Below are 19,247 nucleotides of genomic sequence, written 5' to 3' on the forward strand. Positions count from 1 at the left end.
ATGAGGCCCTTGAGCCTTGCAGTGCCTGTCCTGACGCTATCGCCGGCAAGCCGGCTCCTACAAGGGGCGTGTTTCTCCGGTTGCATTCACAGCGGCAGATGCCGGCTCAACAAGGCCCGTAGCGCCGCCGGCTTCACCGGTTTGGCCAGATAATCGAGTCCGGCGCCGTGTACCTGGGCCACCGTCTCCGGGCGCCCGTCGGCGCTGATCACCACGCCGGGCAGTGGCTCGTTCAGCCGCGTGCGCAGCCAGGCCATCAGGCCGGTACCGGTCTCGCCGTCATCCAGGTGATAGTCCACCAGTGCCAGTTGCGGGCGAATGCCCTGTTCCAGCAGTGCGGTGCATTCCTGGCGATTGCGCGCGGTCCAGACCTGGCAACCCCAGCGCGTGAGCAGGCTGTGCATGCCGATCAGGATGCTGTCCTCGTTGTCGACACACAGCACCTGCGCCCCGCTCATGGCATGGCCGTTGTGGGTCACCACCTTGCTGGCCGCCGCCTGCGGGCCACGGGCCAGGGGTACGCTGACGCTGAAGACGCTGCCGCGCCCCGGCCAGGAACGCACCTGCAGTTGGTGCCCGAGTACCCGGCATAAGCCATCGGCAATCGCCAGGCCGAGTCCCAGACCCTTCTCGGCGCGGGTCTGGTGGCTGTCCAGGCGCTTGAACTCTTCAAAGATCACCTGGCGCTTGTCTTCGGGAATGCCCGGGCCGCGATCCCAGACCTCCAGCAGTAGTTGCTCGCCGCGCCGCCGCACGCCGAGCAGAACCGGCCCCTTGGCGTAGCGGAAGGCATTGGTCAGGAAGTTCTGCAGGATCCGCCGCAGCAACTTGATATCGCTGTCGATCTGCACGCGGCTGCCACGCACACGGAACTTCAGGCCCTGTTCCTGGGCCAGGGCCTTGAACTCCGCGCCCAGCGTGTCGAACAGTTCGTTGAGGGCAAAGGGTTTCGCGTCCGGGGTGATCTTGCCGTTTTCCAGGCGCGAGATATCCAGCAGGTCGCTGATCAGGTCTTCGGCCGAGCGCAGCGAGCTATCCAGGTGGTGTACCAGTTGCTGGGCCTCGCCGGAAAGGCCGTCTTCCTGATGGGAAAGCGCCGCGGAAAACAGCCGTGCGGCGTTCAGGGGCTGCATCAGGTCGTGACTGACCGCCGCGAGAAAGCGCGTCTTGGACTGGTTGGCCGATTCGGCGGTGCCCTTGGCCTCGGTCAGCGCGACGTTGAGTTGCGACAGTTCATGGGTGCGCTCGACGACCCGTTGCTCCAGGCCTTCGTTGGCTTCGGTGAGGGCTTGCTCGGCCTCGCGGAACGCGGTGATATCGGTGAAGCTCATGACAAAGCCGCCGCCGGGCATCGGGTTGCCGATCAACTCGATCACCCGGCCATTGGGGAACAGCCGTTCGGAGGTATGCGCCCGGCCCTGGCGCATCCAGTGCAGGCGCCGGGCGACGTGGACTTCGGCTTCACCGGGGCCGCAGAGGCCGCGCTCGGCGTTGTAGCGAATGATGTCGGCAATCGGCCGGCCGACGCTGATCAGTCCGTCCGGGTAGTTGAACAACTCCAGGTAACGGCGGTTCCAGGCCACCAGCTTCAGTGACTGGTCGACCACGCTGATGCCCTGGGTGATGTTCTCGATGGCGCCCTGCAGCAGGGCGCGATTGAACTGCAGCACCTCGGATGCTTCGTCGGCGATACGGACCACGTCCTCCAGTTGCATTTCCCGGCCTTCGATGGCGGCTTTCACCACTGCACGGGTCGAGGACGCACCGAGGACACCGGCCAACAGGCGTTCGGTGTGGGCGATCCAGTCGCTGTCGGCGTTCTGGTTCGGGTTGAAGCCCTTGCCCTGGCGATAGGCGAAACGGATAAAACTCTGACGCGCGCGTTCCTCGCCGACAAACCGTGCGGCGAGGGTCAGCAGGTCTTCGATCTGTACCGCCAGCATCGAGCGCGCGCTGGGGCGGGCGCTGATTTCCTGGCCGATGAAACGTCCGGCCTGCCAGTGCTCCGAGACGCGGGTCCGCGACAGCACCGAGACCCAGGCGAACAGCGTGAAGTTGCCGGCCAGCGACAGCACCACACCCTGGGTGAGGGGCGTGATGGGCAGGTTCAGCGGGTTGCCGTGCAGCCAGGCCAGGCCGGGAAAACTGTTCAGCGACCAGCCCAGGCTATGGGCGGCGATCGGCAGGATCAGGGTGTAGAACCAGAGGAAGGTGCCGCCGGCGATACCGGCAAAGACGCCGCGGCGGTTGGCCTGTTTCCAGTACAGCGCGCCGAGCATCGCCGGCGCCAGTTGGGTCACGGCGGCAAAGGCGATCTGGCCGATGGTCGCCAGGCTGGCGGTGGAGCCGAGCAGGCGATAGCTGACATAGGCCAGCAGCAGGATCACCACAATGCTGACGCGGCGCACCGATAGCATCCAGTGACGGAACACTTCGAATGGCCGCTCGGAATTGTTCCGGCGCAGCAGCCAGGGCAGGAGCATGTCGTTGGATACCATGGTCGACAAGGCGACACTGGCGACGATCACCATCCCGGTGGCCGCCGAGGCGCCGCCGATAAAGGCCAGCACCGCCAAGGCCGGGTGTGCCTGGGCCAGCGGCAGGCTGATCACATAGGAGTCGCGCAGGACCTCGGCGGGCAGCAGCATGCGCCCGGCGAGGGCAATCGGTACCACGAACAGCGCGGCGAGAATCAGGTAGGCGGGGAAGACCCACTTGGCCAGCCGCAGGTCCTGGGGTTCGATGTTTTCGACCACTGTGACGTGGAACTGTCGCGGCAGGCAGATGATCGCCATCATCGCGACCCCGGTCTGCACCACCATGGAAGGCCAGTTGACCGTTTCCTTCCAGTATTCGGCCAGCAGCGCCGAGGTCCTGGCCTGGTCGAACAGATCGTCGAAGCCGTCGTAGAGGCCATAGGTGACAAAGGCGCCGACCGCGAGAAAGGCGAACAGCTTGACCAGGGATTCGAAGGCAATCGCCAGCACCATGCCGCGGTGGTGCTCGGTGGCGTCGAGGTTGCGGGTACCGAAGACAATGGTGAACAGCGCCAGCACCAGGGATACGACCAGCGCCGTGTCCTGGGCCCGCACACCCATGGCGTCGGCGCCGGCGCCGATCAGCAGGTTGACCCCGAGCACGATGCCCTTGAGCTGCAAGGCGATGTAGGGCAGCACCCCGACCAGGCAGATCAGCGCCACCACCACCGCGAGGGATTGCGACTTGCCGTAGCGGGCGGCAATGAAGTCGGCGATCGAGGTGATGTTTTCCTGTTTGCTGATCAGCACCATCTTCTGCAGGACCCAGGGCGCGAACACCAGCAACAGCACCGGGCCCAGGTAGATCGGCAGGAATGCCCAGAGCTGGTCGGCGGCCTGGCCGACCGCGCCGAAGAAGGTCCAGCTGGTGCAGTAGACCGCCAGTGACAGGCTGTATACCCAGGCGCGCACCCGTGGCGGCAGGGGCGCGCTGCGGCGGTCGCCGTAGAAGGCGATGGCGAACATGATGGCCATATAGGCCAGGGCGACGGCGGCGATCAGCCCGCTGGACAGCGACATGGAAACTCCCGGCAAAAGATATCCCGAGGGCAGTCCGGCCCTGGCGCTACAGTCTCGCACGATGGCCCGGCGGCGTGTAGGAGCCGGTTTGCCGGCGATGGCGTCAGCAGGGGCGGCGCAAAGCCCGGCCATTTATCGATGGGAGAGCGCCAGTTCGATCTGCTGGTGCAAGGCTTCGACACTCAGCGGCGCACCGGAGAACAGTACGCGGAACACCGTCGGGGCGACGATCAGGTTGATCAGGTGATCGACGCTGGGCAGCGGTGTGTCACCCTGACGGTAGCGATCGAGGATGATCTGCAATTGCCCGCCGAGGATCTCCACGCAATAGCAGGGGCTGGAGGCGCTGTTCTGGACGTCGCGCATCATGTTGCGCCCTGGCTCCGAACTGATCTCGTCCAGGTACTGCTCGGCCCAGGCGCGCAGGTCGCCCGGCAGGCTGCCGGTGTCGAGCGGTTCGCGATCCGGCTGCATGCGTGCCAGGGCCACGTCCGCCAGCAACTCCGAGAGGTCGCCCCAGCGCCGGTAGATGGTCGATGGCGTGACGCCGGCACGCGCGGCAATTTGCGGGACGGTAAGGCTCGAGCGGTCCTGCTCCTCGAGGAGCGTACGGACTGCCGCATGAATCGACTCCTGCACCCGGGCGCTGCGGCCACCGGGGCGAATGCTTTCTTTGATCGCCATGGATAAGACCTTAACACAAAGAATTTGCTTTAAGCGAAAGTCGGTAGCACACTGCACAAAAGCAAAATATTAGCTTTTGTGGGGGTGCTTATGTCCAACCGTGTTGAAATGTCCGCGCCAAGCCATTCCGGCCTGGTGTTCCTGTCGCTCACCTTGCTGACTTTTCTCGCTGCATCCAGTGCGCCGACGCCCTTGTACCACCTGTATCAGGAGACGATGGCATTTTCCGCCGCGACCCTGACGCTGATCTTCGGCGTCTACGCCCTGAGCCTGCTGACGGCCTTGCTGACGGTCGGTTCGTTGTCGGATCACCTGGGGCGCAAGCCGGTGATTTTCGGCGCGCTGCTGCTTGAAATCGTCGCGATGGGGTTGTTCATCGTCGCTGACAGCATACCGCTGCTGATTGCCGCCCGGGTACTGCAAGGCTTCGCCACCGGGATGGCCACCAGCGTGCTGGGCGCGGCCCTGCTGGACCGCGACAACCGCAAGGGGCCGCTGGTCAACAGTCTGGCGCCGTTGCTGGGCATGGCCTGCGGGGCCTTTGGTGCCAGTGTGCTGGCCGAGTTCTGTGCGCGGCCCATGCAGTTGGTGTATGAGCTGCTCCTGGCGTTGCTGGTGCTCCAGGCCCTATATGTCTGGCGCCTGCCGGAAAGTGTCAGCGCGCAGCCCGGAGCGCTGGCATCGCTGCGCCCGACCTTGCATGTGCCGTCGCAGGCCCGGCGGGCGCTGTGGTTGTCGTTGCCGGTGGATATCGCGGTGTGGGCCGTGGGTGGTTTCTATTCATCGCTGGCGCCGTCATTGGTCCGGGCCGCAACGGGCTCGACCTCGAACCTGATCGGCGGTGGCCTGGTGGCGATCCTCACCTTGAGCGGGGCGGCGGCCATTTTCAGCTTGCGCGAGCGTCCGGCGGACAAGGTCCTGCAACTGGGGGCCGGCTTGCTGGCGGTCGGTGTGAGCCTGATCCTGCTCGCGGTGCACGAGGCGAGCCTGGCGTTGTTTTTTGTCGGCACGTTGGTGGCGGGCAGCGGTTTCGGTGCAGGCTTCCTCGGCGCCTTGCGCAGCGTGGTGCCACTGGCGTTGCCCCATGAGCGGGCGGGCCTGATGTCGGCGTTCTATGTACTGAGTTACCTGGCCTTCTGTCTGCCGGCGTTTCTGGCCGGTAGCCTGAGCCGGACCTTTGGTCTGATCGCCACGACCCAGGGCTACGGCGGGATACTGATCGTGTTGTCCCTGAGCGCATTGCTGGCGTTGCGCTTGCAGCGCCCGGCAAAGGCCTGTGCCGTTTGAGAAGGTTCGGGGTATCAGGCAGGCGAGCGCTAATTGAAAGTGGCGGGAAGAGGGGCAGGTCAGTCTGGTACGGATCCCACATCCGATTTTTCTAGGTCGATCATGCCCGTCTGCACATCCCCGGCATCCCCCCTGAACGCTGATTATCTTGTACAACAACTTTCTGTCGCGGACCTGGGCGAGGCCTTTGCCCTGGTCCTCGAGGTCGCCGCGCAACCCTTGTCGCACCAGGCCGACCTGCTGCTGAGCCGCGGTGTCCTGTTCGGTTTTCATCGGCAACTGCGACACGTCCTGCCCTCGGACTCGATGCGTCCCCAGGGCGCCGCGCCCCTGGCCTTTGCGTTCTATTCCCTCAAGGAAGCGCTGCTGTGCGAGCGTGATGCCCGGCGACGGGTGACTCATGCCCATGAGGTCATCGATAGCCTGCTGGCGAGGAGCGGCTGGCGCTGCATTGGCCGGCGTATCGCTGTTTTGCATGGTTTGGAGGCGATGGACATGGTGGTCCAGGGTTTTATCGCGCTGGTGGAAGTCTGTGCGTCGATCCTCAGGGACCGGGACTTTGTCATGGCCCGGCTGGGCATCGGTGGCGGCTGGTTCGGCCGGGAAACCGGTGTTGCCGCCAGGCTGGGACGGGCCGGCTTCTATGGTTCCGGCGGGCATATCAGCCGGGCGCGTTTTGCGATCTTGCGCAACGACCTGCTCCGTGGCGACGAAATCAAGCGGCCGGCACCGGGTATGGAGCCGGTGCTGGATGCCGCTTGGCTGCGCGGGGAATACCAGTTGGATGCCCGTCGCGGGGCGGTCGAGCCAGAGATCCGCACGGGGTTCAATGGTCTGCGCCTGTCTGCTGAATGATGCGCTGCCGGCTCAGCGCCCGATAAATTGGGCCTGGTAAGCCGATGGAGAAATCCGCAGCGGGGCGTTGAAGTGTTGCTGCAACGACAGTACCGTACCGAATCGTGAATTCTGGGGCGGGAGGCAATCATGAGCGCTCAAACCTGCCCATCAAGGAGTTGAACCATGTCCCGCTCTTCGATCCCTACCTCCAATCAACAGGCTCTGCAACGTTCATGACCATCATTCGAAGCCGTGATTTTACCGGCAGCCGTCCCTGGGCGGCGCTGGATATTGCCAGCATGAACGGCATCAGCACCCGGTTGCACTGGACCGACCAGCCTTATATCTGGCACGTCAATGACGGGCAGGAGGTATTTGTGGTGCTCGATGGCCGGGTCCGCATGCGTTATCGCAAGGACGGGATCGAGCAGGCCGTGATGCTGGAAGTCGGCGATATCTTTTACGCCGATATCGGGTGTGAGCACCTTGCCGAACCTTTGGGCGAGGCACGGGTGCTGGTGATCGAAACTGAAGGCAGTGTGTGACTTATATCTGTTAAATAGATAACAGATAGAGAAATTACCCGTTATATGGATATTCGATACGGTTCTATGATGACTGCAACCTCACCTGAGGACAGGAGTCAGCCATGCAAACTTGCCCCAATAGCGTCAAACCCGGACTGCGGCCCTTGAGCCATCTGCAGCACCCCCTTGAAGCCATTCGCCAGTTCACCCCGAACTGGTTCGCCGCCACCATGGGCACGGGGGTACTGGCCCTGGCCTTGGCGCAACTGCCCGGCGAAGTGCCGGGCCTGCGTGTCGTCGCCGAAGGCCTGTGGTTGTTCAATATCCTCTTGTTCAGCGTGTTCAGCCTGCTCTACGGTGCGCGTTGGCTGTTGTTCTTCGACGAGGCCCGGCGGATTTTCGGCCACTCCACGGTCTCGATGTTTTTCGGCACCATTCCCATGGGGCTGGCGACCATCATCAATGGCTTCCTGGTGTTCGGCGTACCGCGCTGGGGCGACGGCGCGGTGCAGGTCGCCGAAGTGCTGTGGTGGATAGATGTGGCGATGTCCCTGGCCTGTGGCGTGCTGATTCCCTTCATGATGTTCACCCGCCAGCAGCACAGCATCGACCAGATGACCGCGGTCTGGCTGCTGCCGGTGGTCGCGGCGGAAGTGGCGGCGGCCAGCGGTGGCCTGCTCGCTCCGCATCTGCTGGATACCCAGATGCAATTCAATGTACTGATCACCAGCTACGTGCTCTGGGCTTTCTCGGTGCCGGTGGCGTTCAGCATCCTGGTGATCCTGTTGTTGCGCATGGCGCTGCACAAGCTACCCCATGAAAACATGGCGGCATCGAGCTGGCTGGCGCTGGGACCGATCGGCACCGGCGCCCTGGGCATGCTGGTGCTGGGGGTGGATTCGCCGGCGATTTTCGCTGCCAATGGTCTGCCTGGCGTCGGCGAGATTGCCAACGGCCTGGGTCTGGTCGCCGGGATCATCCTCTGGGGCTTCGGCCTGTGGTGGATGCTGATGGCGGTGTTGATCACCCTGCGTTACCTGCGCGGCGGCATTCCGTTCAACCTCGGCTGGTGGGGTTTCACCTTCCCCCTGGGTGTCTACTCCCTGGCGACCCTGAAACTGGGCAGCACCTTGCACCTGGGCTTCTTCAGCGGGTTTGGCGTGGTCCTGGTGGGCCTGTTGGCGGTGCTGTGGCTGATCGTCGGCAGCCGTACGCTGCGGGGCGCCTATAAGGGCGAGCTGTTTGTTTCGCCTTGCCTTGCAGGAATCGTGAAATAAGTCCGCGGGATTAGGTAAGGTTGTGGCCTGGAGCGGTGATCCGCATTCCAATAAGAAAGCCGCTCTCGGCGCCACTCAGGACCATGGAAGATGAGTCACCCCTCACAGTTCAGCCTACTGCGTACGCGGCGCTTCCTGCCGTTCTTCGTGACCCAGTCGCTTGGAGCGTTCAATGACAACATCTTCAAGCAGTCGTTGATCCTCGCCATTCTCTATAAGCTGAGCATCGACGGCGATCGCGGGATCTGGGTCAACCTCTGTGCCTTGCTGTTTATCCTGCCGTTCTTCCTGTTCTCGGCCCTGGCCGGGCAGTTTGGCGAGAAGTTCGCCAAGGACGCGCTGATCCGCCTGATCAAGCTCGGGGAAATCGCCATCATGGCGGTCGGGGCCGTGGGTTTTCTGTTCGACCACCTGTCCCTGATGTTGGTGGCGCTGTTTGCCATGGGCACTCATTCGGCGCTGTTCGGTCCGGTGAAGTATTCGATCCTGCCCCAGGCGCTGCGCGAAGAAGAGCTGGTGGGCGGCAACGGCCTAGTGGAGATGGGCACCTTCCTGGCAATCCTGGCCGGGACCATCGGTGCCGGGATCATGATGTCTTCCAGTCATTACGCACCGGTGGTCTCCGTAGCCATCATCGGCGTGGCGGTCCTCGGTTATCTGGCCAGTCGTGGCATTCCCCGTGCGGCGGCGTCCAGCCCGCAACTGCGGCTGAACTGGAATATCTTCAGCCAGTCCTGGGCCACCTTGCGCCTGGGGCTGGGGCAGACACCGGCGGTGTCGCGCTCGATTGTCGGCAACTCCTGGTTCTGGTTTGTCGGGGCGATCTATCTGACGCAGATTCCGGCCTACGCCAAGGAATGGATGTACGGCGATGAAACCGTGGTGACGCTGATCCTTACGGTGTTCTCGGTGGGCATCGCGGTCGGTTCGATGCTCTGCGAGCGTCTGTCCGGGCGCAAGGTGGAAATCGGCCTGGTGCCTTTCGGCTCCTTTGGCCTGACGCTGTTCGGCCTGCTGTTGTGGTGGCATTCGGGCAACCTGCCGCAGAACATCCAGGCCAATGACTGGCTGAATGTGCTCGGCCATCATGAAGCCTGGTGGGTGTTGATCGATATCCTCGGCCTGGGTGTCTTCGGCGGTTTCTATATCGTGCCGCTGTATGCCTTGATCCAGTCGCGCACCGCCGAGAACGAGCGGGCCCGGGTGATCGCCGCGAACAACATTCTCAATGCGTTGTTCATGGTGGTTTCGGCGATCGTCTCGATCCTCTTGCTGAGTGTGGCGAAGCTGTCGATCCCGGAGTTGTTCCTGGTGGTGTCGCTGATGAACATCGCGGTCAATGCCTACATCTTCAAGATCGTCCCCGAATTCAGCATGCGTTTCATGATCTGGCTGCTCAGCCATTCCATGTACCGGGTCGAGCACAAAAACCTCGAGCTGATCCCCGATGAGGGACCGGCGTTGCTGGTGTGCAATCACGTGTCGTTCGTCGATGCGCTACTGATCGGTGGCGCGGTGCGCCGGCCGATCCGCTTCGTGATGTACTACAAGATCTACAAGTTACCGGTGCTCAACTTCATCTTCCGTACCGCCGGTGCCATTCCGATTGCCGGGCGCAGCGAAGACGCGGAAATCTACGAGCGTGCGTTCCGGAAAATCGCCGAGTATCTGAAAGATGGCGAGCTGGTGTGCATTTTTCCCGAGGGCAAGTTGACCACCGATGGCGAGGTCAACGAATTCAAGGGCGGCATGACCCGCGTGCTGGAGGAAACCCCGGTGCCGGTAATTCCCCTGGCGCTGCAAGGCTTGTGGGGCAGTTTCTTCAGCCGCGATCCGCAGAAGGGCCTGTTCCGTCGCCTCTGGTCACGGGTGACATTGGTGGCGGGGCCGGCGGTGGCGGCCGAGGTGGCGGTGCCGGCGCAATTGCGCGAGCAGGTGCTGCAGTTGCGGGGGATGGAGCATCGGTAGAGGGTTGCGTGTTCAACCATCACTTATGGTTGGACACGGCCCTTGTAGGAGCTGGCTTGCCGGCGATGGCGTCCGATCAGGCGATGCAAGGCTTACTGGCCTCATCGCCGGCAAGCCGGCTCCTACAGGGGATTGTGTTGGGGCAGGCAGAGTGTCAGGCCGCCGAAACCTTCAGGCCGATCAGCCCGGCAATGATCAGCGCCACGCTCGCCAGCCGGAACAGGGCCATGGACTCGCCGAACAGGATGATGCCGGCGATCACCGTGCCCACCGCGCCGACACCGGTCCAGATCGCGTAGGCGGTCCCCAGCGGCAATTCCTTCATGGCAAGGCCCAGCAGGCCGAGGCTGATGGCCATGGCGGCAACGGTCAGGGCGGTGGGCAGCGGGCGGCTGAAGCCATCGGTGTATTTCAGGCCGACGGCCCAACCGACTTCAAACAGACCGGCGAAAAACAGAATGATCCAGGACATGATGACCTCCATCGATTGACGGGGTCGTCCCCAGATTGATAACTCGATCGAGCCGCAAGGTCGTCCCTGCGTTGCGCACTATATTGCCCATTCTCAACCTGGGGATCAAGCTGTCACTCAGTCGGCCGTGCCCTGGGCGGCCAGTTCGCGGTCCTGCCTGTCACTCATCCGGCGGAACCAGGTCGAGAGCAGGGCCCCGGAAATATTGTGCCAGACACTGAACAGCGCGCTGGGCACCGCCGCCAATGGCGAGAAGTGCGCGCTGGCCAGGGCGGCGCCCAGCCCGGAGTTCTGCATGCCGACTTCCAGGGCCAGCGACTTGCGCTGGGCCAGCGGCAGCTTGAACAGGCGGCCGGTGAAATAACCGAGCAGATAACCGAAGCTGTTATGCAGCATGACCACGGCCATGATCAGCAGTCCCGACTCGGCGATCTTCGCCTGGCTGGCGGCGACCACTGCGGTGACGATGATCACGATGCTCACCACCGAGATCAGCGGCAGGACTTCCACCGCATGGCGTACCCGTTCCCCCAGCAGGCGTTGGGCAACCACGCCGAGCACGATGGGTAGCAGCACCACTTGCAGGATCGACCAGAACAGCTCCATGAACGACACCGGCAACCAGGCCGAGGCCAGCAGCCAGATCAGCGCCGGGGTCAGCAACGGGGCGAGCAGGGTGGTGACCGCGGCAATCGCCACCGACAGCGCCAGGTCGCCACGGGCCAGCCAGGTCATCACATTGGACGAAGTGCCGCTCGGGCAGCAACCGACCAGGATTACCCCGACAGCAATTTCCGCCGGCAGTTGGAAGGCTCGGCAGAGCAGCCAGGCGACGCCCGGCATGATAATGAAATGGGCGACCACGCCAAGGGCCACGCGCCAGGGATGGCGGGCGACTTCGGCGAAGTCTTCGAGTTTGAGGGTCAGGCCCATGCCGAACATCACCAGGCCGAGCAGGGGCACGATGGCGACTTTCAGGCTGATGAACCAGGCAGGTTGCAGAAACGCCAGCACGGCGAAAATCAGCACCCAGTAGGCGAAGGTGTTACCGACAAAGCGGCTGAGTGCGGCCAGTGCGCGCATGGGATTTCCTTGTTATTTGAGTTCGTCATCTTGACCCGGCCCCTTGCAGGAGCCGGCTTGTCGGGACGCCGCCTCGCAGCGATGAGGCCCTTGAGCCTTGTGGTGGCTGTGCGGACGCTATCGCCAGCAAGCCGGCTCCCACAGGGAATGGATGTCGTACGCCCGTTCCGTGCCCGACATGGCCCTTGTAGCTGGCTTACCAGCGATGAGGCGGACGCTATCGCCGGCAAGTCGGCTCCTGCACAGGGCCCGCGTCCGGCATCAGATGCCCTGCGGAATTTCCTCGCCACCCAGGGCGTCGAACAACTCAGGCAGGAACTCGCCGAAGGTCAGCATCATCAGGGTGAAGCTGGCGTCCAGCTGGCCCAGGGCTTCTTCGCCACCGTCCTGTTCCGCCTGGTCCTGCAGCAGGTCTTCGAACTTCAGGCGCTTGACCACCATCTTGTCATCGAGCACGAAGGACAGCTTGTCCTGCCAGGCCAATGCCAGCTGGGTGACCATCTTGCCGGTGCTCAGGTGCAGCTGGATTTCCTCGCCGGTCAGGTCCTGGCGCTTGCAGCGGACGATGCCGCCATCTTCCTGGGTGTCGCGCAGTTCGCACTCGTCGAGGACAAAGAAGTGCTCGGCGGCTTTCAGGGTCTTGACCCAGTCGGTCATCACCGCGGTCGGCGCGGTCTTCACGGTCAGCGGACGAACCGGCAGGGTGCCGAGTACTTCACGCAGGGTCGACAGCAGGTCTTCGGCGCGTTTCGGGCTGGCCGAGTTGACCAGGATCAGGCCCTGTTTCGGCGCGATCGCGGCAAAGGTCGCCGAGCGACGGATAAAGGCACGGGGCAGGAACGCCTGGATGATTTCATCCTTGAGTTGATCGCGTTCCTTCTTGTAGACCTTGCGCATTTGCTCGGCCTCGATCTCCTCGACCTTTTCCTTCAGTGCGTCACGCACCACGCTGCCGGGCAGGATGCGCTCTTCCTTGCGTGCTGCGACCAGCAGGAAGTCGCCGCTGACGTGGACCAGCGGGGCGTCTTCACCCTTGCCGAACGGAGCGACGAAGCCATAGGTGGTCAACTCCTGGCTTGCACAGGGGCGGGCCGGTTTGGTCGCCAGTGCGGTTTCCAACGCCTCGGCATCAAAAGGCAGATCTTGGGTCAGGCGATAGATAAGCAGGTTTTTGAACCACATGGGGTGAATCTCTCCTTTATACAAAGGAGGGCATTATTCTCTTCGTGGCCCGATAGGCCAACCCTCTGCTAAGTCTTTGGAAGGCCTGAGAAAAATATTAAAGAAAGTGCTTGCCAGAGTGTGGAGTGCTCCGTAGAATGCGCGCCACACCGAAAGCGAAGGGTGATTAGCTCAGCCGGGAGAGCATCTGCCTTACAAGCAGAGGGTCGGCGGTTCGATCCCGTCATCACCCACCATTCGTCAACAGTGTTACGCGCAGCGGTAGTTCAGTCGGTTAGAATACCGGCCTGTCACGCCGGGGGTCGCGGGTTCGAGTCCCGTCCGCTGCGCCATATTCGATGTTCTGGACCACTGAACGCCAGGACATCACGGAAAGCCCGCCTTGTGCGGGCTTTTTGCTGTCTGCTGTTTGCAAAAAATCCTGGATTTAAAAAAAGATTATTTAAATCAGTGCGTTATGGATTTTTTGTGGCATAATGCACCCACACCGAAAGCGAAGGGTGATTAGCTCAGCCGGGAGAGCATCTGCCTTACAAGCAGAGGGTCGGCGGTTCGATCCCGTCATCACCCACCATTCGATATCAGTGTTACGCGCAGCGGTAGTTCAGTCGGTTAGAATACCGGCCTGTCACGCCGGGGGTCGCGGGTTCGAGTCCCGTCCGCTGCGCCATATTCGATGTCCTGGACCACTGAACGCCAGGACATCACGGAAAGCCCGCCTTGTGCGGGCTTTTTTGTGCCTGTGGTTTTTTAGACGCATCGGGTGAGCCCGCTCGCCACAAGGGGCGTGCGGCTGCTCTTATTGCTCGGCGTTGCGGCTATGCCGGTAATCGCTGACCGCGTCATACACCGCCTTGCGCAAGCGGTTGATCCCGCCAACCGGCCGATGGGCCTCCAGGCCGTGCCACGGACTGAACGACTGATTGTCACAGGCGATATTCTGTTCCAGCGTATCGAAGTCCTGGGCCGGGATGCGCACGCGCGCCACGGTCTCGTACGGTGCATCGCTTTCCTTCCATTCGATGCTGGTGTCTTCGATCGGCATGTACTTGTTGGCGTTCTGGCGCTGGATCTGCAAGACGAAGCAGGCCGGTACGCGGTCTGTGGATAACTGCTGGACCAGGGCGCTGCGCAGGAAGTTGGGCAGGTCCTCGTTCTGCTTCGGCAATTCGTATTCCGGGCAGCTCTGCGGGTCGGGAGCCACTCGGAACTTGGCATTGGCGCTGCCGAACTTGTACGGCGATACGGAAAAGTAGGTCGTCCGGGTCGGGCTTTTCGGCGCCGGCGCCAGGGTTGCCAGGGCAATGAACAGATGGCGGATCTGCCAGCCGGTGGGATTCCAGCTCGGGAAAAACGCCAGGACCTTCTTGCCGTCGGCCTGGGCGCCGATGTTCTGCTGGTATTCGGCGACGTCGCTGACAAAAAAGTTCGGGTGACTGAACATCACGAAATCCTGCTCGTGACGGCCCTGTTGTCCCGCCAGCAACTGCTTGCCGGGGACATCCATCAATTTGATCGCCATGCCGCGGGCATCTCGGATGCTGTCGAACTGCGGGTAGGCGTTGCCATTGGACAGGCGGATCAATGCCTGCCAGGTCTTGCCCGGCTCGGTGAACACCCCCTGGCGCAGATCGCTACCCAGGCCATCGAGTACCTGGACTTCGGCCTTCACGCAGCCGTGGGCCTTGGCATGGGCGTCACGCAGAAAGCGTGTGCCTTCGCGGTGCTGGTCGACGATGCGCACGGCGGTCTGGATGATGTCCTGGGTCATCGCCGACTCACCGGGCGGGACCTGTTCCTCCGCCGACACCGGGCCGCTGTGGCGCCAGGCATACCAGCCGGTCGACAGTCCCCAGCCGAGCAGGCCGAGACCGACCAGCACCAGCAGGCTCTTGCCGAGAAAGGCGCCGAGGCGCAGCCAGAGTCGCTTCAACATGGGTACATCCTTTTCGCGTGATCGTGGGGTTGTGGGCTCATGGCAGTTGCTGCTCCAGCGGTCCGCCCAGCACCTTCAGGTATTCGAGCAGGGCCCAGCGCTCTTGCGGTTGCAGCAGGCGGCCGATGACTCCGTTGCCGCGCTTGCCGGCCCGGAATTCGTGGCCGCTGTTGTGGTTGCCGCTGATCCGGGTATCGAACAGGAAGCCGTTCTCGAAGGCTTTCTGGCGATAGCCCAGGTGGCGGGGATCGTATTCGAAGGTGCCTCTGTAGAAGGTGGTGGCGCGCTCATCCTGGGGGGAAAGCAGTTGATAGAGGCTCGGCACCGAGCCGTTGTGCAGGTAGGGCGGCGTGGCCCAGACGCCCGCCAGCGGGCGCGCCTTGTAGGCCCGCTGTTCGAGTACGCCGATGGGCAGGCCGAAACCGTCCAGTTGGGCACGCTCGGCGGGGCTGACCTTGGCATCGCGGTAGGCGCGCTCCTCGACAAAGGCGGTGACGTAGGCCAGGCCCTTGGCGACCGACAGTTGGCTCATATCCAGTGGCTGGTCCGGCTTGGGGTGCAGTTGCACTGGCAGTTTTGCCAGCTCAGCCGGATCCCATTGCAGCGCACTGAGGTCATAACGCTGGTCGGCGATATTGTTGGCGGTGTTCGGATCGGTGCCGATCGCCGCGACCGGAATCGTTTTCAGGTGCTGCACCGGCCGGCCGTTTTCCTCGCTGATCGACGGCACGTGGCAGCCGGCGCAGTTCTCGGCGAACAGCGTACGACCCTGGGCGGCGCGGGTGAGGTCGACCTTGCCGAACAGGTCCTCGGGCCAGGTCGGCGGTTTCAGGCGTTGCAGGGTTTCCTCGATCTTGTGCAGGTCGCGCACCCGCACGCTGGAGGGATAACGGGCATCGCCCTGGAGCGGCTGGCCATCGGCATCGAAGAAGTTCAGGGTGGCGCCGACGCCCAGGGCCTCGCCGATATTGCGCGCCATGGGTTGCTGGGCCGAGGCGGTCCACTGGACCCAGTCGAAGGTCCAGATATCCCAGAGTTGCGGGTAGTCCACGGGAGCATTGGCCACCCGGTAGTTCTTGTCGGAGATCGCATCACCGAAGCTGGCATTGGCGATCCGGCCGAAAGCATCCGTGCGTCCCGGGCCTTCCAGGGTCGGATACAGGCCGCGATGGGTATCGTTCCAGGCGACGTGCAGGAAGGTATCCAGGGACTGTTTGACGGCGGCCTGCAGTTCGTCGTGCCGGGCTTCGTATTCGTCGCCGAGGACCTGTCGGGCGAATCGCTTGAACTTCCAGGGGTTGTAATAGGTGGCGGCGAGGCTAGCGACCAGCGCCTGGCCAAAGCTGCCGCCGCGTACCGTCGGCACGCTCGAGGGCAGCACATGCTGGGCCGCGCCACCGTCGATCCGCAGCGCCTGTCCTTTGTAGCGCAGCTCGCCGGTGTGGCAGGCGGCGCAAGTGATGTCCAGGTAGCGGGCGTCGCTACCTGGATTCTGGTGACGGGTGAAACCTACCGGCAGGTTGCCGGGATTGTCCGCCGTGGCCTGTTGCCTGGGGTCCACCAGGAAGCCGAAACGTGCGAGGTACTCCGGGGCGGCGAAGCGTTGCTCGGAGAAAGGCAATTCCAGGGCGGTGAACCATTCATAGCGCAGGCCTTTCACCTGGGTACCCTGGGGGGTGTAGTAGAAGGTCTGGCGGTCGGCCGGGCTCCATTGCTCCAGGTAACGCACCTGTTCCGCAGGCACGTATGTCGGCAATTTCGGATTGGCGATGTAGTACAGGACCACCGCGAGGCCTAGGCCAAGCAGGAGTATCAGAGCGAGTAACACACGGTAAAATATGCGCAAGATAACGATCCTTGTCGAGTTGTCATGCTCTTATGCCTGAGCTGTTGCCATGCAGCAAGTGGCCGTGATGGCCGTCTATGCTGGCCCCTTGTCGGGGGAGGGGCCCGGAGCCGTACGTAAACTGAACGTCAGGGCTTTGTAAAATGCCCGGAATGACTGAACTTATTGGCGCTTTACCCCTCTCATCCCCGTAGCCATTGGTCGTGGCCGCCTGATAAGCTCGCGGCTTTACTCGATTGCCCTTTAGGCGCATGAACAAGGAAATAGCATGAAACAGCATCGGTTGGCGGCGGCGGTTGCCCTGGTAAGCCTGGTACTTGCGGGCTGCGACTCGCATTCCAGCGTAGAGCTGAAAACCCCGGCGCAAAAAGCTTCCTATGGTATCGGCCTGAACATGGGCAAGAGCCTGGCTCAGGAAGGCATGGATGATCTGGATTCCAAGGCTGTTGCCCAGGGCATCGAAGATGCCATCGGCAAGAAAGAGCAGAAGCTGAAAGACGACGAACTGGTCGAAGCCTTTGCCGCCCTGCAGAAACGTGCCGAAGAGCGCATGGCCAAGCTGAGCGAAGAGTCGGCAGCCGCCGGCAAGAAATTCCTCGAGGAAAACGGCAAGAAGGCAGGTGTCGTGACCACCGCTTCCGGCCTGCAGTATGAAGTCGTCAAGAAGGCTGACGGTCCTCAGCCCAAGCCTACCGACGTAGTGACTGTTCACTACACCGGCAAGCTGACCAACGGCACCACCTTCGACAGCTCCGTGGATCGCGGCAGCCCGATCGACCTGCCGGTAAGCGGCGTGATTCCGGGTTGGGTCGAAGGCCTGCAACTGATGCACGTTGGCGAGAAGTACAAGCTGTACATCCCGGCAGACCTGGCTTACGGCGCACAGAGCCCGAGCCCGGCGATTCCAGCCAATTCGGTGCTGGTATTCGACCTGGAACTGCTGGCGATCAAGGATCCGGCCAAGGCCGACGAAGCCGCCAAGTAATCTGATCGTGCTGGTGACAACGCCCCGTCTGACGGGGCGTTGTCGTTTCTGCGTCTTGATAAGCTGTAAGAAATCGAACGCAGACTGGTCAGCGTAGTCTTAACATTGAGCTAATCGACCTAGTCTTAGACTGGCGTCAAGTCAATGAAATTATGGGTTTTTTTTAGTGAGTAAAAAACGCCCGATCTGAGCCGGGCCCTTGTATGACGGGGCTCTCAGCTGTAAAAAGTGGCTCTGTTCACAAGGTTATCCACAATTTGTGTGGATAACCTTGTGCGTCTGCCTGCTGGAGTGATGATGAAAGCACCCTGGAATTTCGCGCGCTTCCTGCCATTGGCTCAACGCTTGCTGGTTCGTGGCCGTTTGCCGACGCTGTTGTTCGCGGTGGCGAGCAAAAGTGCCCGGCAAGGTGGGCGGTTGGGCAAGCTCAGGGAGGACCTGAAACTGCTACAGGTGCTGTGTCTGGCGTATTGGCGGGGTGAGTACCGGGCGATCAGTGCCAAGTCGATGATCATCGTCGTGGCGGGCCTGATGTATTTTCTCAGTCCGATCGACGCGATCCCGGATTTCATCCCGGTGTTCGGCATGCTCGACGATATTGCGGTGCTGGCCTGGGTGATGAATACCCTGGACCAGGAACTGAACGCCTTTCGAGCCTGGCGCGAGCGCCAGGTGCCGGAGCAACTGCAGGTCGTCGAGCGCCTGCCGGACACACCGGAGCAACTGCAGCTCGAGCACAACGAAAAGAATTGACCCAAATCCTGTTGTTCGAAGAACAAGCACACTAGCGACCCTGGCGGCTGTTAATATTAAGCTACAGGGAAAGCGCTGACTCGCTATGTGTAATCGTCCTACGGGGTGTGGTAATGGATCTTCAAATAATTACACGTGAAGGCGAACCGGAGTATGCGGTTCTCCCCTGGGCTCAGTACCAGGCCTTGCTTGAAGCTGCCGGTTTGCGCAGCCGACAACCCTCTCCAGAACCCTCTGATACCTCTGTCGCAGCGGCCCCGGCATTGCCGGCGTTCGAGCAGTTGCGCAGCCTGCGCGAAGCCAAGGGGCTGGCCATTGAAAGCCTGGCCCGGACCGTCGGTATCAGCCCTTCGTATCTGGGGCTGATCGAAAGCGGTGAGCGCGAGCCGGATGCCGCGATTCGCCGCAGCCTGGCCTGGGAGCTGGGTGTGGCCGGCTGGAGGGATGCATCGTGAGCGTGCGGATCAGTCGTCAGCACTGGGATGGCTTGCTCGGCGAGCTCGACCAGGCCCGTCGTCAGCGCCATTTGCTGACCTATCGCGCGCTGCTCGAACGCCTGCAACTGCCGAGCCCGGCGATGCAGACCCTGACAGCAGCCCTGGAGCACCTGGCGGCACTCGATGCGAAAGCCGAACAGCCGCTGCGCAGCTCATTGGTGATCAGCCAGGGCGCCAGTCGCCTGCCGCGTACCGGTTTCTTCGAGTGTGTCGAGCGGTTGGGACGTTTTTCCGGCCCATCCGACGGCGTGGCGGCGGCGTCCTGGCATGCTTCGGAAGTGGTGCGGGTGTTCGAGTACGATTACCCCGAATCCGCCGAGGCCTGAGAGGCTTCGGTGCTGGAATGGGGCCTGAAA

Annotated in this window: 16 protein-coding genes and 4 tRNA genes; 13 read left to right on the forward strand and 7 right to left on the reverse strand. The window is 62.5% G+C overall.

The features are described from left to right. Positions 1 to 86 precede the first annotated feature (86 nt). On the reverse strand, positions 87 to 3,557 hold the full coding sequence (locus HX851_RS34035) for a hybrid sensor histidine kinase/response regulator (RefSeq protein ID WP_177057687.1): 3,471 nt from the start codon (positions 3,555 to 3,557) through the stop codon (positions 87 to 89). Between the two features lie 132 nt (positions 3,558 to 3,689). Continuing rightward, the gene (locus tag HX851_RS34040) at positions 3,690 to 4,241 is read right to left on the reverse strand and encodes a TetR/AcrR family transcriptional regulator (RefSeq protein WP_177057686.1); all 552 of its coding nucleotides are present in this window, start codon (positions 4,239 to 4,241) and stop codon (positions 3,690 to 3,692) included. A 90-nt stretch (positions 4,242 to 4,331) separates the two neighbouring features. Between HX851_RS34040 and HX851_RS34045 the strand changes: the two genes are divergently transcribed. The 5 genes from HX851_RS34045 (at position 4,332) to HX851_RS34065 (ending at position 10,137) form a co-directional block, all read left to right on the forward strand. Continuing rightward, positions 4,332 to 5,528: an MFS transporter gene (locus HX851_RS34045; RefSeq protein WP_177064215.1), complete on the forward strand. Its 1,197-nt coding sequence runs from the start codon at positions 4,332 to 4,334 to the stop codon at positions 5,526 to 5,528. Positions 5,529 to 5,630: 102 nt separating this feature from the next. Further along, positions 5,631 to 6,383 carry a hypothetical protein gene (locus tag HX851_RS34050; RefSeq protein ID WP_177057684.1) on the forward strand — a complete coding sequence of 251 codons (753 nt, stop codon included), beginning with the start codon at positions 5,631 to 5,633 and terminating at the stop codon, positions 6,381 to 6,383. A 215-nt stretch (positions 6,384 to 6,598) separates the two neighbouring features. Further along, positions 6,599 to 6,910, forward strand: coding sequence for a cupin domain-containing protein (locus HX851_RS34055; protein WP_177057683.1), 312 nt, complete (start codon positions 6,599 to 6,601; stop codon positions 6,908 to 6,910). A 104-nt stretch (positions 6,911 to 7,014) separates the two neighbouring features. Beyond that, the gene (locus tag HX851_RS34060) at positions 7,015 to 8,169 is read left to right on the forward strand and encodes a TDT family transporter (RefSeq protein WP_177064216.1); all 1,155 of its coding nucleotides are present in this window, start codon (positions 7,015 to 7,017) and stop codon (positions 8,167 to 8,169) included. A gap of 90 nt (positions 8,170 to 8,259) precedes the next feature. Further along, positions 8,260 to 10,137 carry an MFS transporter gene (locus tag HX851_RS34065; RefSeq protein ID WP_177064217.1) on the forward strand — a complete coding sequence of 626 codons (1,878 nt, stop codon included), beginning with the start codon at positions 8,260 to 8,262 and terminating at the stop codon, positions 10,135 to 10,137. Positions 10,138 to 10,291: 154 nt separating this feature from the next. Here the strand turns inward: HX851_RS34065 and sugE are convergent, their stop codons facing one another. The 3 genes from sugE to rdgC all read right to left on the reverse strand — a co-directional run bounded on the left by sugE (position 10,292) and on the right by rdgC (position 12,874). Beyond that, positions 10,292 to 10,609 (reverse strand): quaternary ammonium compound efflux SMR transporter SugE, encoded by a 318-nt coding sequence (sugE, locus tag HX851_RS34070; RefSeq protein WP_017127795.1) that lies wholly within the window; start codon positions 10,607 to 10,609, stop codon positions 10,292 to 10,294. Positions 10,610 to 10,726: 117 nt separating this feature from the next. Then, positions 10,727 to 11,692, reverse strand: a complete 966-nt coding sequence (locus HX851_RS34075) for a bile acid:sodium symporter family protein (RefSeq protein ID WP_017127796.1) — start codon at positions 11,690 to 11,692, stop codon at positions 10,727 to 10,729. A gap of 261 nt (positions 11,693 to 11,953) precedes the next feature. Continuing rightward, entirely contained in the window at positions 11,954 to 12,874 is a 921-nt protein-coding gene (rdgC, locus tag HX851_RS34080; RefSeq protein WP_177064218.1) for a recombination-associated protein RdgC, read from the reverse strand. Positions 12,875 to 13,034: 160 nt separating this feature from the next. On the opposite strand from rdgC, the gene HX851_RS34085 reads away from it, so the two are divergent. The 4 genes from HX851_RS34085 to HX851_RS34100 all read left to right on the forward strand — a co-directional run bounded on the left by HX851_RS34085 (position 13,035) and on the right by HX851_RS34100 (position 13,544). Next, a tRNA-Val gene (locus HX851_RS34085) sits at positions 13,035 to 13,110 on the forward strand. A gap of 19 nt (positions 13,111 to 13,129) precedes the next feature. Beyond that, positions 13,130 to 13,206, forward strand: a tRNA-Asp gene (locus tag HX851_RS34090). Between the two features lie 166 nt (positions 13,207 to 13,372). Next, positions 13,373 to 13,448, forward strand: a tRNA-Val gene (locus HX851_RS34095). 19 nt (positions 13,449 to 13,467) lie between these two features. Continuing rightward, positions 13,468 to 13,544: transfer RNA gene (locus tag HX851_RS34100), tRNA-Asp, on the forward strand. 129 nt (positions 13,545 to 13,673) lie between these two features. Here the strand turns inward: HX851_RS34100 and HX851_RS34105 are convergent. Together HX851_RS34105 and HX851_RS34110 are read right to left on the reverse strand one after the other, a co-directional pair. Beyond that, a complete protein-coding gene (locus HX851_RS34105; protein ID WP_177057677.1) occupies positions 13,674 to 14,810 on the reverse strand; it encodes a catalase family protein in 1,137 nt (378 codons plus the stop codon). 37 nt (positions 14,811 to 14,847) lie between these two features. Further along, positions 14,848 to 16,656 carry a di-heme-cytochrome C peroxidase gene (locus HX851_RS34110; RefSeq protein WP_177064219.1) on the reverse strand — a complete coding sequence of 603 codons (1,809 nt, stop codon included), beginning with the start codon at positions 16,654 to 16,656 and terminating at the stop codon, positions 14,848 to 14,850. Between the two features lie 268 nt (positions 16,657 to 16,924). On the opposite strand from HX851_RS34110, the gene bamJ reads away from it, so the two are divergent. The 4 genes from bamJ to HX851_RS34130 all read left to right on the forward strand — a co-directional run bounded on the left by bamJ (position 16,925) and on the right by HX851_RS34130 (position 19,217). Beyond that, positions 16,925 to 17,641 carry a BamJ family beta-barrel-assembly machinery protein gene (gene bamJ / locus HX851_RS34115; RefSeq protein ID WP_177057675.1) on the forward strand — a complete coding sequence of 239 codons (717 nt, stop codon included), beginning with the start codon at positions 16,925 to 16,927 and terminating at the stop codon, positions 17,639 to 17,641. A gap of 297 nt (positions 17,642 to 17,938) precedes the next feature. Further along, complete coding sequence (locus HX851_RS34120) at positions 17,939 to 18,394, forward strand: YkvA family protein (protein WP_177057674.1); 456 nt, start codon at positions 17,939 to 17,941, stop codon at positions 18,392 to 18,394. A 113-nt stretch (positions 18,395 to 18,507) separates the two neighbouring features. Further along, on the forward strand, positions 18,508 to 18,849 hold the full coding sequence (locus tag HX851_RS34125; protein WP_177057673.1) for a helix-turn-helix domain-containing protein: 342 nt from the start codon (positions 18,508 to 18,510) through the stop codon (positions 18,847 to 18,849). Next, entirely contained in the window at positions 18,846 to 19,217 is a 372-nt protein-coding gene (locus HX851_RS34130; protein WP_040065236.1) for a hypothetical protein, read from the forward strand. Before HX851_RS34125 ends, HX851_RS34130 begins: the two co-directional genes overlap by 4 nt. Positions 19,218 to 19,247 lie beyond the last annotated feature (30 nt).

The organism is Pseudomonas gingeri (assembly GCF_013385635.1).
Lineage (GTDB): Bacteria > Pseudomonadota > Gammaproteobacteria > Pseudomonadales > Pseudomonadaceae > Aquipseudomonas > Aquipseudomonas gingeri_A.